This is a genomic window from Sphingobacterium sp. MAE (assembly GCF_056711605.1).
Map to the genome: position 1 here is coordinate 1,848,468 of NZ_CM160044.1, position 13,103 is coordinate 1,861,570.

Sequence of the window (13,103 nt, forward strand, 5' to 3'; positions counted from 1 at the left end):
CTTGAATTAGCTTATATATTTATGAATAGAAACGTATTAGATCACTTATCGCATGCTTTTGAAGCACCTTTAAAAAGTCCAGTACTCATTTTCGCGCTTGTCTTATTTATTATTTTATTGTCTCCTATTTTATTACGTTCCATTAAAGTCCCTGGTATTATAGGTTTGATTATCTCTGGAGTGGTCATTGGTCCACACGGATTGAACTGGTTGGAGAAAAATTCGGCAGTAGATCTGTTTTCGACAATCGGTTTGCTCTATATTATGTTTATTGCTGGCTTGGAACTGGATATGAATGAATTTAAAAAAACAAAGCATAAAAGTTTATGGTTTGGTTTTTTTACTTTTATTATTCCCATAGCCATCGGTTTTCCAGTATGTTATTATTTTCTGGATTATGGTATTTTGGCTAGTATATTGATTTCAAGTATGTTTGCTACACATACATTGGTGTCATATCCTATTGTCAATAGTTATGGTATTTCGAAAAATGAAGCTGTAGCTATTACTATTGGTGGTACCATATTGACTGATACCGCAGTATTGATTATTCTGGCTGTGATCACAGGTGCTTCCCAAGGTAATATCGGTCAAGAGTTTTGGGTTACCTTAGGTGTATCGTTTGCTATCTTCCTTTTTATCATGTTTGGTGTTATCCCTCGTATTGCCAAATGGTTTTTCGAACGTATTGAAAGTGAAAAAACTTCTCACTATATTTTTATTTTATCTATTGTATTTTTCGCGGCTTTTTTGTCCGAGATAGCGGGGCTTGAACCTATTATAGGAGCATTCGTTGCTGGCTTGGCATTGAATAAGTTGATTCCCCATTCTTCGGCACTGATGAATCGGATTGAGTTTATTGGAAATGCGATTTTCATTCCTTTTTTCTTGATTAGTGTGGGGATGATTGTTGATGTAAGCGTTTTATTGCGGGGTCCAGAAGCTTTAATTATAGCTGCTACATTGACATTAGTTGCTATATTAGGTAAATGGGGTGCGGCATGGATCACACAATTAGTCTTTAAATATTCAGCAGGACAACGTAACGTTATCTTTGGGTTGAGTAGTTCACATGCGGCGGCAACTTTGGCTGTGATAATGGTCGGTTATAAAAATGAGATCATTGATGAAAATGTTTTGAACGGTACGATCTTATTGATTTTAGTGACGTGTATAGTAGCAAGTATTGTGACGGAGGGAGCATCTAAAAAAATTGTAATGGATGGTGATCAAGATGAGAGCCATATCAATATTGTAAAAGAACATGACGAGCATATTTTGATTCCATTGGCAAATATGGAGAATATGCAGCCGCTTTTGGACTTTGCTACTTTGATGCGTAGTAAAAAGTCACATTATCCGATTAGTATTGTTTCTGTTGTAAAGGATAATGAGCAGGCGGAGAAAAATATGGCAATTGCTCGTAAAAACTTGGATAATATTGTTAAATATGCTTCAGGAAGTGAGACTGAAGTCAATATTGCAACAACCATTGATTTCAATATCCCAAGTGGTATCAGTCGAACCGCAAAAGATGTGATGGCTGATTGTATCTTGTTGGGATGGCCGAGCGCAAGCAATTTTGTGGATAAAATCGTTGGCGAGAAGTCTGAAAGCATTTTAAATCGTACTTCTGCTAATGTCATGATGTGTCGATTTAAAAAGCCATTTATTACCCATAATAAGATTATTGTATTTGTACCGCCTTTGGCGCAGTCTGAATTTGGTTTTGAGTATTGGGTTGAGAAGGTGCTTAAATTAGGACAGGAGCTTACTATTTCGGTCACTTTTGTGTGTGATGAGCGTACAGAAATCGCTACTAAAGCATTTCTAGATGAAATCAAAAATTCAGTTCCAGTCAATTATAAGATGTATGATGATTGGGATCATATACAGGGACTAGCATCATTTAGAGAGGATAACGCACTTCTATTTTACGTGTCTTCACGTTACGGGGAAGTGTCATATCGAGATTCTTTGGATGGTTTGGCAAAGAAATTGGAAAGTATCCATGAAAATGTGGTATTAGTATTTCCTAGTCGAGTAGACAATCAACATATTGATGAATATGAAGATGTACAAGCGGCGCCGATTTTTAGAAAAATCAGTAAGGAAATTGGGAACATGTTCAATAAAGATAAATAAACTGAACTATGGCGAGTAAAATAACAAAGTCTTTGCATGGATCGTTGCACGTGCCCGATCAACCGATTATTCCTTTTATTATTGGAGATGGAATAGGTCCCGATATTTGGCATGCTTCTGTGCGTGTATTCAATCGTGCTGTGGAGGTGGCTTATGGTGGTAAAAGAAAGATCGATTGGAAAGAGGTATTGGCTGGTGAAAAAGCTTTTGATATGACTGGAGAGTGGTTGCCACAAGAAACGCTGGATATATTGAAGGAATATTTGATCGGTATTAAGGGGCCTTTGACAACACCTATTGGCGGAGGCATCCGTTCTTTAAATGTGGCTTTACGTAAAGAACTTGATTTATTTGTTTGTCAGCGACCGACTAAGTGGTATGAAGGTGTGCCTTCACCAGTGAAACATCCCGAATATGTGAATATGGTCATATTTCGTGAAAATACAGAAGATATCTATGCTGGAATCGAATTTGCCGCTGGTTCATCAGATGCAGCTAAACTTCAAGATTTCTTACATGATGAACTTCATGTTGATTATAATTTTTCTACAGGTACGGGTGTGGGAATTAAGTTGGTTTCGGAATTAGGATCTAAACGATTGATCCGTGCAGCTATTGAGCACGCCCTAGAACACAAGCTTCCTTCGGTTACTTTGGTACATAAAGGTAATATTATGAAATTTACAGAGGGAGCATTTAAGAACTGGGGTTATGAACTCGCTGAGACAGAATTTGCACATCAGACCTATACTTGGGGTCAGTGGGAACGTACCAAAATAGAAAAAGGTGATGCCGCTGCTAATGCTGAGCAGCAAGAAGCTATGGCAGCTGGTAAATTATTGATTAAAGATGTAATTGCCGATAATTTCTTGCAACAGATTTTATTGAATCCACGTGATTACTCGGTGATCGCCACTTTAAATCTCAATGGAGATTATATATCTGATGCTTTAGCGGCTATAGTAGGTGGTATCGGTATAGCTCCTGGAGCAAATATCAATTATAATACAGGTCATGCTGTTTTTGAGGCTACACATGGAACTGCGCCCCGTTTTGCGAATACGGATACCATGAATCCCTCATCTGTTATCTTGAGCGGTGTGATGATGTTAGAATATATGGGATGGCAGGAAGCTGCTGATATGATTGTTAAAGCATTGAGCGAGACCATAAAAGATAAAACTGTAACTATAGATTTCTACAATTTAATGGAGAATGCTACACTTGTTAAAACGAGTTCGTTTGCTGATCATATTATTGAAAAGTTGTAAAAACTGTTTTAAATACCAGAGATAAAGTTGACCTTTGACTATTGTTCAAAGGTCAATTTTTTTATATGCAATTTTCAGATTTACCCCCCTTTATTAAGGTTTCGGCTGTATTTACACCAGAAGAGATACAGCAACTGCTGACCGTGAACCAGCTACCTGAGGATGATGAGATTGATGCGATAAGAGATGAACCGGAAATTTTTGATCTGCTTAATGCTTTTATTGGTGATGATTCGAGTCGTCAAATACATCTCCAACTTTATGCTCAAGATTTATTAAAAAAAAATAAAGTAGATCAAGCTTGGAAAGTAATCTTATTATAGGTTATACATAATATCATTTTTAACAAATTTAAAGCAGTTTTATGTTATCTTTTTATCATTTGGGCATTAGTTTTTTCTAAATTTCATTAATATTGATTTTTTATTGAAATTTAAATAAGAAATCTTGTACCTTTGATCTTCGGAAAGCAAACGTTTGCTTAATCGAAACATAGAAAAGCTATACAAAAACAAACTATATATCGATGAAACATAATTTTGGAGCAGGTCCTTGCATTCTGCCAAAGGAAGTTTTTCAAGAAGCTTCACAAGCTGTAATTGATTTTAATAATACAGGTTTATCCATCTTAGAGATTTCGCATCGTTCCAAAGAATTTGAGGCGGTATTGGATGAAACTACTAAATTGGTTCGCGAATTGTTAAATGTACCGCAAGGATATTCCATTTTGTTCTTACAAGGAGGGGCGAGTTTGCAATTTGCTATGGTAGCGATGAACTTATTGCCAGAAGGTGGTAAAGCTGCTTATTTGGATACTGGAGTTTGGGCTTCTAAAGCGATTAAAGAGGCTAAGAAGATCGGAGCTGTAGAGGTCGTTGCGTCATCGAGCGATAAGAACTACACTTATATACCAAAACAGTTTACTGTTCCTGCAGATGCGTCTTACTTTCATTATACATCGAATAACACAATTTATGGTACTGAAGTGTTTGATGTACCAGTTTCAAATGCACCCATAGTGGTTGATATGTCTTCAGATATTTTGAGTCGTGAGATTAATGTTTCTGATTTTGATTTAATTTATGCTGGTGCACAGAAAAATATGGGACCTGCAGGTGCTACTTTAGTAGTTGTAAAAGATGAGATTTTAGGTAAAACGGGTCGAGTTATTCCATCAATATTGGATTATTCTGCACATATAGCTGCAGATTCTATGTACAATACTCCACCTGTATTTTCTATCTTCGTCTCGTTGCTCAACTTACGTTGGTTGAAAGCTAAGGGGGGGGTAGCAGTTATTGAGCAAGAGAATATCATCAAAGCACGTACTTTGTATGATGAAATTGATCGCAATCCATTCTTCAGAGGAACTGCTGCATTGGAAGATCGTTCTCGTATGAATGTTACCTTTATCATGGATTCTGCAGAGTTAGAAGCAGAGTTTTTGGCTTTGGCAAAAGAGCGTGAGTTGATTGGTATCAAAGGGCATCGTTCAGTTGGTGGTTTTAGAGCTTCTATTTACAATGCACTAACGATCAGTAGTATCAATGCATTGGTAGATGCGATGAAGGAGTTTGAAGAATTGAAAAATAAAATCTAATTTATATCATGAGAATATTAGCAAATGATGGTATTGATCCAGCAGGTAAATTACTTTTGGAGAATGCCGGATTTGAAGTAGATACAAATCATATACCGCAGGAAGAATTAGCGGAAAAATTACAGGCATACGACGCTATTACAGTGCGTAGTGCAACGAAAGTAAGACAAGCACTAATTGATGTTTGTCCAAATTTAAAAGTGATTGGACGTGGTGGTGTTGGTATGGATAATATCGATGTTGAATATGCGCGTTCGAGAGGAATAGCAGTATTAAACACGCCTGCGGCTTCTTCATTATCTGTGGCGGAATTGGTATTTGCTCATCTACTAAATGGTGTACGTTTTCTTTACGATTCCAACCGTCAGATGCCCATAGTAGGCGAGAGTAAATTTGGTGCTTTAAAAAAAGCATATGCTGGTGGAACTGAACTTAGGGGTAAAACTTTAGGTGTTGTTGGTTTCGGTCGTATCGGTCGTGAGACTGCAAAAATTGGATTAGGTCTGGGAATGGACGTTGTGTACTACGATCTTGCCGATGGTCCTAAAACATTAACGTTGTCTTTAACACAGGGATTTGAAGTCGAGCTGCCTGTAGATCAGATAGCAATGGAGGATTTATTAAAAACATCTGATTTTATTACGCTACATGTTCCATTCTTAGATAAACCGGCAATTGGTCAAGCTGAATTTGCGCTATTAAAAGATCAGGTCGGTTTAGTGAATGCTGCTCGAGGTGGTGTGATTGATGAACTTGCTTTGATTGAAGCGTTAGATTCAGGTAAAGTTGCATTTGCTGGTTTGGATGTGTTTGACAATGAGCCTACTCCGCGAATAGAGATTTTAAAACATCCAAAAATTTCGTTGACGCCCCATATTGGAGCGGCTACAAATGAGGCACAAGAACGTATAGGTGTTGAATTGGCACAGTTGATTATCGAGAATCTTAAGAAGTAATCTTCCGCATAATAATTGATGCGGCACAAAAACTTTATGTATTTGTGCCGCTTTTTTTTGCAAAAAAACTAAGTAATTGCCTATATTCACGGCAAAATTTAAATATAATGTAATTCAGTATGAAAATTTTAAAATTTGGTGGTACATCTGTCGGTAGTGCAGAACGCATCAAAGGGTTATTAGATATCGTAAACCCTTCTGAGCGTCAGGTTGTGGTGTTGTCAGCTGTGTCTGGGACAACAAATGCTTTAGTAGAAATTGGTCAAGTATATCTTGCAGGTGATAAAGACTTGGCAAAGGATTTAATAAATAAGCATAAAGACAAGTACGAAGACCTTATTAAGGAATTGTTCAAAACTGAAGCGGGATATAAAAATGGTAAAAGCCTGATTGATTCTCATTTTAATTTTATTGAAAGCTTTGCTAATGAAATTTTTACTCCTGTGGAAGATAAAATCATCTTGGCGCAGGGAGAATTGATGTCTACTGCTTTATTTCATTTTTATTTGACAGAAATCAATGTTCCGTCTATTTTATTGCCGGCATTAGATTTTATGAAGATTGATGAAGACAATGAGCCCGTTGTAGATTTTATTACAGAAAGGTTGACACCTTTACTTGCTAAAGTACCAGAAAATACGTTATTCATTACTCAGGGATTTATTTGTCGTAATTCTTTTGGGGAAGTGGATAATTTACGACGTGGCGGTTCAGATTATACTGCCTCTTTAATTGGTGCAGCTATCGGTGCTGAGGAGGTTCAAATCTGGACTGATATTGACGGTATGCATAATAATGATCCTCGTATTGTTAAAAATACAAGTCCTATCGCACATTTGAGTTTTGATGAAGCAGCAGAGTTAGCTTATTTTGGAGCTAAAATTTTACATCCACAATCTGTTTTTCCGGCTCAGAAGTATAATGTTCCAGTTCGCTTGTTAAATACGATGGATCCAGAGGCAACCGGCACTCTTATTAGCAAAGAAGGTGGTCAAAAAGGGAGTATCCGTGCTATTGCTGCTAAAGATGGTATTACTGCCATTCATATCCATTCCTCTCGTATGCTATTAGCGTACGGATTCTTACGTCGTGTTTTCGAGATATTTGAGCGTTATAAAACACCAATTGATATGATTACAACTTCTGAAGTGGCTGTTTCGGTTACTATTGATGATACAAAAAATCTGCAAGATATTATCAAAGAGGTCGAGGATTTTGGAACAGTTTCAGTTGATGAGCATCAAACGATCGTATGTGTAGTAGGTGATTTTGACTTGAATACGCATGGATATGCTGCGCGTGTTTTAGATGCGGTAAAACACTTACCTGTACGTATGATTTCATATGGCGGTTCTGACTATAATGTTTCTGTTTTATTGGATACAAATCATAAAGTCGAGGCATTACGTTCATTACATAACCGTTTATTTTAATTGAAATAGCCTAAATGAAAAATGAAAATATAAAAAATCAGTTCATAGGAAAAGAAACTCCTTTTTATTATTATGATCTGAACGTATTGGAAGATACGTTGGATGCAGCATATGAGGCATCCAGTAAACGTGGATTTCATGTACATTTTGCGTTGAAATCAAATTTTAATAGTAGATTACTTGAAATGATCCAAAGCAAGGGCTTTGGTGCCGATTGCGTAAGTGGTAATGAGGTGCAACAAGCCATTGATGCAGGGTTTAATGCAAAGATGATCACTTTTGCTGGAGTAGGAAAGTCTGACAAAGAGATAAATTTAGCATTAGAGCACGATATTTTTGCTTTCAATGTAGAGTCTATTCAGGAGTTAGAAGTTATCAATGATTTAGCTGAAGTAAAGGGACGTAAAGCGAAGGTAGCTTTGCGAATCAATCCCAATGTCGATGCACATACTCATCATTATATCACTACAGGTTTGGATGAAAATAAATTTGGTGTAACAAATGCTGAATTAGAAAGAGCAGCTGCTGTAATACGGAAATGTGAAAATATTGAACTCATTGGACTTCATTTTCATATTGGTTCTCAAATAACGGATATGAATGTATTTAAGAGCTTGTGTGTAAAGGTAAATGAGTGGAAGAACTGGTTTGAGGAACGTGGTGTAGCTATCAAAGTATTGAACGTAGGGGGAGGGCTTGGAGTAGATTATCATCATCCAGATACCAATGCTATACCTGATTTTGAAACGTATTTTGATATTTTTGATAAGTTTTTGGAAAGAACTGCGCAACAAGAAGTTCACTTTGAGCTGGGGCGAGCTTTGGTAGCACAATGTGGTTCTTTAATTAGTAAAGTACTTTATGTGAAGAATGGTGTAAAGAAGAATTTCTTGATTTTGGATGCTGGAATGACCGAATTAATGCGCCCGGCCTTGTACCAAGCTTTTCATAAAATCGAAAAATTGGATGCTGCTACTTCGAAGGAATTTGTCAACTATGATGTTGTTGGGCCGATCTGTGAAAGCTCAGATTGCTTTGGGAAAGAGGTGACTTTGCCAGAGTCAAAAAGAGGAGATTTGATTGCGATACGTACTGCTGGTGCCTATGGTGAAGTTATGGCTTCGCGTTACAATCTTAGAGAAGAGATCCGTTATGTCTATAGCGACGAATTAGTGTAAACTATCCTATAAAAATAAAAAGGCTTAAACTATCAAATGTTTAAGCCTTTTTATTTTTATACGAATCGGACAGTTATCAATTCAGTAAAGGATTGAAATATATTTCTGTTTTGCTGTACATCCTTGTACATTTGTAAATGCAACAGATTCAAGATATACTTAAGAAATTGTTTAGGCACCAACATGTTGGTTCAGACTTTGATTTAAAGGGTAATACAACTGCTTTATTAGCAAAGTATGCTTATCTACCAATCGTAGAATTGCTTCAATTTAAACCTGAGGTCACGGCTGGATATCGAGAGATCTTAGCTGAATTGGACGATGTAAATGTAGAAGCTACTGAAATACTTTTATTGAAGGGGTTGACAGCAATACAATCTGGTTCAATTGATGCTGCAAATTATTTACAACAAGCTCAAAGTGTGCAAGTAACTCCGCTTGGTTATAGTTATTTAGCATTACACTATTTTATACATGATGAACCTGAAAAAGCAGTTCAAATTTATACCAAAGCTATCGTAGATTTTCCAAAAGAACCTTATTTTTATGCATGCCGATGTATACTGAATCGTAATTTGGATGATGATGAAGGTGCTTTTTATGATTATCAGGTGGCAAAGCGCCTTGATTTTAATTATCATAGTCTGTTAGAATGGCATGAACATCTTCCCTATTTGGTAACGCTCAAAGCGGAACAAGTAGATATCCAAGATCTCGAAAGATCTTGGAGACAAAATCCTGATAATATGGAGAATTTAACGAAGCTTGCTTTGGAATATGTTCATATTTATGATTATCAGCAAGCTATTGCTTTATATTCTGAAGGGTTAATGTTGTCATCTAATTCTGCGGAATGGTATGTCTACCGAGCAGCTATTTATAGCAAGTTGACTTTGTACGTATTGGCCTTAGAAGATTGTGATCAAGCTTTAATAATGGATAAGTCTTGTGTGTCAGCTTATATTTTACGTGCAAAATTGCATGAATGCCTAGGGAAGGATAAGGATGCGTTAGCCGATTATAAAAAAGCAGAGTCCATAAATCCAGATCAATCAGCTATATACGAGGAGCGGGCTTCGCTGTTTGAAAGATTGGGAAAAGACGAAGATGCAATCGTTGATTATTCTAAATTGATCGCTCTGATGAAAGATGACTTCTATCCATATGTACTTCGTGCAGATGTATTTGAACGTTTGGGTAAGCAGGAGGAGGCTTTACTCGATTATAATCGGGCTATTGATCTCAATCCATACTACTCGGACCTTTACCAATACCGTGCTGCGATTAAGGAATCCTTAGGTGATAGAATCGGAGCTGAAGAAGATTTACAAAAGTTTGAAGAATTGGATGAGGAGTAGCTTCATCTTTTTTTGAAAAATCCCCTAAAAGCCAGATGCGTTTAAGGGGATTTTCATTTAATCCTGAACATATGGGTAATTATATTCCTAACTCAACTTGAAATAGAAATCCCCATGAATTTTTTTCATCAGTATTGTCAAATTGCCCATCTTTAAAGGTATAATTTCCACTTAGATTAAATTTTAGGCGATGTGCTTTTATATATTTGTTTATGCCAGCTTCTATGATCCTGTCTGCTTTTCATAAGCTCGAATATCTTTGTGTGGCTGAACAAAAGTATATCGACTGACGATTTCATATCCATGATTCATCAAATATGACATCTGTTGGTTCACACCGAATCCTTTATATGCATAGACTGTGTTGCCTTGTAAATCAATATTCATTGGATTGTCGACATCACGACGCATATATTCCGCTTGATAAGCAAATCCTTGATATTTGAAGATTGCATCCACAAAGCTTGTTTTTAAAGTGAAAGGATTTTCAACATACTTACCTGTTTGACCACCTATTCGTGTCGTTCTATCGTTTAAACTATATCCTCCTCCAATTGATAACTTGGGTGTTTCTTCCCTTTCCAAATCTCCTTCTGAATAGTCTCCTCCGTTTTCAAAATTGCCAAAAGGTAAAAATTCAACCCTTCCTGTGTAAGATAATCCACTATCTGTACCACTTGCTGCTCTACCTTCACCTGTAGAGATAGCTACTTTAGCATTAATAGGTACTTCACCAATTTTTTTGCTAAGATTGGCACTCATACCGAAATCGCGATCTAATGTAAATCTTGTATTTACTAAGGAACGATCTGCAAACTGGAGCTGTCCGGAAGAATTGACACGTTGTCTATTTCCTGGTAATTTATTTTGCCCAAAACTGATGTAGAAATCGTCTGTAAAGTTGTAGAATACAACTGCGTCACGGACAATATTAGGAATCCCGGTTTCATCAAAATCTTGATCACTTCTGGTAAAGGCCAATTGCAACGAGTAGCTAATTTTAGGTGTGTAAATATAACCATCGACACGCATCCTAAGTCTACGAACACGGGCATCCCATTCACCATTCTTTTCTCCGTCTAATTTTTCGGTAAACCCTGCTCGGTTTTGCATCCTAAATCTGAAGTTCGTGTAGAAAAGGGAATCTTTGCTGTGAAATTGAATTCCTTTGAAATTTAAGATAGTAGCTCTATCATCTCGTTCTTGCCCTTCTGCCGCACAGGTTAGGATCGCAAGTAAGGCTGTAAGGGTAACAATTTTTGTTGCTCTCATTGGTCTTTAAAAAATTATAGTAAGGTTTTTTTTTGAGTAAGTAATGATAATTTCACAATGATACATAGATAGCCATCAATAAATTTCCATATGCTGTAATGCAAAGGTCGTTATTGGGTTGTTTTGGAGATAATTTTCATCAATACATCATATTAGAATATGGTAGCTAAATATTTGTTATTAGCACAAAAATATGAGTTATATGTGCGATAGTTTTTTGTACGAGATCCCTTTCGACTATCGTTATTCAAATTGAAATATAACCAAGTCAATTTGTATTTTGAATATAATTCTTATTTATTGTTTGGAACAAAGATAATAATCTAAATAACAAAAAGCCACCTACTGGTGGCTTTTCAGTTTTTATAACTCTTTACGAAGGCGGGCGACAGGTATATTGAGTGCTTCACGATATTTTGCCACAGTACGTCTAGCGATATTATAACCTTTATCTTTCAGAATTTCGGTTAATTTCTCGTCAGCTAGTGGTTTACGTTTATCCTCATTTGCAATACATTCTTCTAAGATCTTTTTTACTTCCTTATTCGAAACTTCTTCCCCAGATTCGGTCTGGATCGCTTCAGAGAAAAAGGATTTGAGAAGGAAAGTTCCAAATTCTGTTTGTACATACTTCGAGTTTGCTACACGAGAAACTGTTGAAATATCCATACCAATACGGTCAGCAATGTCTTTTAAAATCATGGGTTTAAGTTTGACGTCATCTCCTGTTAAGAAGTAATCGTATTGATACTCCATGATAGCATTCATGGTTTTCAATAAAGTTTGTTGCCTTTGTTTGATGGCATCAATAAACCATTTAGCAGAATCCAGTTTTTGTTTAACAAACTGAACCGCTTCCTTCATCTTTTTATCCTTTTGATTAGATTTTTCGTAATGTTCAAACATACTTTGGTATGAGCGGCTTACACGTAGTTCTGGAGCATTACGACCATTTAAGGTAAGATGAAGAACACCATCATTATTACTGATATGAAAATCAGGTATAACATGCAGTTGTTTGCCTGCAACAGCGCCTGAATCTCCTGGTTTGGGATTTAGTTTAAGTATTTCATTAACGATATTCTTAAGATCTTCTGATGTTAATCCTAGTGATTTCTCCAGTTTATCGTAATGTTTCTTTGTAAATTCTTCTAGATAATTTTTAACTACTTTGGTCGCTTGAATAACTGTAGGATTATTTTGATCTTTCTTTTGCAGCTGTATCAGTAGGCATTCTTGTAGATCACGTGCACCAATGCCAGCAGGTTCAAAATCTTGAATCACTTTAAGCATCTCCAATACTTCACTTTCTGACGCTATGACATTCTGTGAGAATGCTAGATCATCGATAAGACTTAATATAGGTCGACGTAGATAGCCGTCATCATCTAAACTTCCGATAATCTGTTGTCCAATTAGAAAATCACGGTCATCTAAAGCTAATAAATCTAATTGTTGTTGCAATTTTTCGAAAAATGAATCTTGTACAGCAATAGGAATCTCTTTTTTATCATCGTCTTCATCAGAGTAATTATAATTATTGGAATAATCGGTATAATCATCTTCCTGAATATATTCATCTACATTAAACTCATCGCTGTCATAGCTTTCTTCACTATCGAAAGTATCGTCAGGGTCACGATCCGGGTATTCCTCATTCGGTTCAGCCATGTTTGCTAAGCTGCCGTCTTCAAGAGCTGGATTTTCTTCTAATTCTTCTTTAATGCGTGCATCCAAAGATACCGTAGGAACCTGTAAAAGTTTGATAAACTGAATCTGTTGTGGAGATAGTTTTTGTAATAACTTTTGTTGTAAGGTTTGCTTTAACATGTTTTATATGACTAATTCGAAGATAAATTTAAATAAATTATATCGATTAATGAAACAAAA

The 13,103-nt window shown here is 36.3% G+C and carries 10 protein-coding genes; 8 read left to right on the forward strand and 2 right to left on the reverse strand.

What is annotated here, in order from left to right; translation table 11 throughout:
• The first annotated feature begins 21 nt into the window (after positions 1-21).
• The 8 genes from AC06G9_RS07835 to AC06G9_RS07870 all read left to right on the forward strand — a co-directional run bounded on the left by AC06G9_RS07835 (position 22) and on the right by AC06G9_RS07870 (position 9,941).
• Positions 22-2,145, forward strand: a complete 2,124-nt coding sequence (locus AC06G9_RS07835) for a cation:proton antiporter (protein ID WP_248754176.1) — start codon at positions 22-24, stop codon at positions 2,143-2,145.
• 8 nt (positions 2,146-2,153) lie between these two features.
• Positions 2,154-3,416: an NADP-dependent isocitrate dehydrogenase gene (gene icd, locus AC06G9_RS07840; RefSeq protein WP_045752236.1), complete on the forward strand. Its 1,263-nt coding sequence runs from the start codon at positions 2,154-2,156 to the stop codon at positions 3,414-3,416.
• A 65-nt stretch (positions 3,417-3,481) separates the two neighbouring features.
• Positions 3,482-3,739 carry a hypothetical protein gene (locus AC06G9_RS07845; protein ID WP_248754175.1) on the forward strand — a complete coding sequence of 86 codons (258 nt, stop codon included), beginning with the start codon at positions 3,482-3,484 and terminating at the stop codon, positions 3,737-3,739.
• 203 nt (positions 3,740-3,942) lie between these two features.
• Positions 3,943-5,016, forward strand: a complete 1,074-nt coding sequence (serC, locus tag AC06G9_RS07850) for a 3-phosphoserine/phosphohydroxythreonine transaminase (RefSeq protein ID WP_094771660.1) — start codon at positions 3,943-3,945, stop codon at positions 5,014-5,016.
• Between the two features lie 8 nt (positions 5,017-5,024).
• Positions 5,025-5,972 (forward strand): D-2-hydroxyacid dehydrogenase, encoded by a 948-nt coding sequence (locus tag AC06G9_RS07855; RefSeq protein WP_045755785.1) that lies wholly within the window; start codon positions 5,025-5,027, stop codon positions 5,970-5,972.
• Positions 5,973-6,091: 119 nt separating this feature from the next.
• The gene (locus AC06G9_RS07860) at positions 6,092-7,405 is read left to right on the forward strand and encodes an aspartate kinase (protein ID WP_480957829.1); all 1,314 of its coding nucleotides are present in this window, start codon (positions 6,092-6,094) and stop codon (positions 7,403-7,405) included.
• Positions 7,406-7,419: 14 nt separating this feature from the next.
• Positions 7,420-8,583: a diaminopimelate decarboxylase gene (gene lysA / locus AC06G9_RS07865; RefSeq protein WP_045755787.1), complete on the forward strand. Its 1,164-nt coding sequence runs from the start codon at positions 7,420-7,422 to the stop codon at positions 8,581-8,583.
• A gap of 137 nt (positions 8,584-8,720) precedes the next feature.
• Complete coding sequence (locus AC06G9_RS07870; protein ID WP_480957830.1) at positions 8,721-9,941, forward strand: tetratricopeptide repeat protein; 1,221 nt, start codon at positions 8,721-8,723, stop codon at positions 9,939-9,941.
• A 222-nt stretch (positions 9,942-10,163) separates the two neighbouring features.
• Here AC06G9_RS07870 and AC06G9_RS07875 read toward each other — a convergent pair whose 3' ends face one another.
• Both AC06G9_RS07875 and rpoN read right to left on the reverse strand, forming a co-directional pair.
• Positions 10,164-11,213: a porin gene (locus AC06G9_RS07875; protein ID WP_480957831.1), complete on the reverse strand. Its 1,050-nt coding sequence runs from the start codon at positions 11,211-11,213 to the stop codon at positions 10,164-10,166.
• A gap of 363 nt (positions 11,214-11,576) precedes the next feature.
• Entirely contained in the window at positions 11,577-13,043 is a 1,467-nt protein-coding gene (gene rpoN / locus AC06G9_RS07880) for an RNA polymerase factor sigma-54 (RefSeq protein WP_094771657.1), read from the reverse strand.
• Positions 13,044-13,103: the final 60 nt, after the last annotated feature.

Coding starts and splice junctions, on each gene's coding strand:
- AC06G9_RS07845 (WP_248754175.1), top strand. CDS start 3,482: ATGCAATTTTCAGATTTACCCCCCTTTATTAAGGTTTCGGCTGTATTT.
- icd (WP_045752236.1), top strand. CDS start 2,154: ATGGCGAGTAAAATAACAAAGTCTTTGCATGGATCGTTGCACGTGCCC.
- rpoN (WP_094771657.1), bottom strand. CDS start 13,043: ATGTTAAAGCAAACCTTACAACAAAAGTTATTACAAAAACTATCTCCA.
- serC (WP_094771660.1), top strand. CDS start 3,943: ATGAAACATAATTTTGGAGCAGGTCCTTGCATTCTGCCAAAGGAAGTT.
- AC06G9_RS07870 (WP_480957830.1), top strand. CDS start 8,721: ATGCAACAGATTCAAGATATACTTAAGAAATTGTTTAGGCACCAACAT.
- lysA (WP_045755787.1), top strand. CDS start 7,420: ATGAAAAATGAAAATATAAAAAATCAGTTCATAGGAAAAGAAACTCCT.
- AC06G9_RS07835 (WP_248754176.1), top strand. CDS start 22: ATGAATAGAAACGTATTAGATCACTTATCGCATGCTTTTGAAGCACCT.
- AC06G9_RS07875 (WP_480957831.1), bottom strand. CDS start 11,213: ATGAGAGCAACAAAAATTGTTACCCTTACAGCCTTACTTGCGATCCTA.
- AC06G9_RS07860 (WP_480957829.1), top strand. CDS start 6,092: ATGAAAATTTTAAAATTTGGTGGTACATCTGTCGGTAGTGCAGAACGC.
- AC06G9_RS07855 (WP_045755785.1), top strand. CDS start 5,025: ATGAGAATATTAGCAAATGATGGTATTGATCCAGCAGGTAAATTACTT.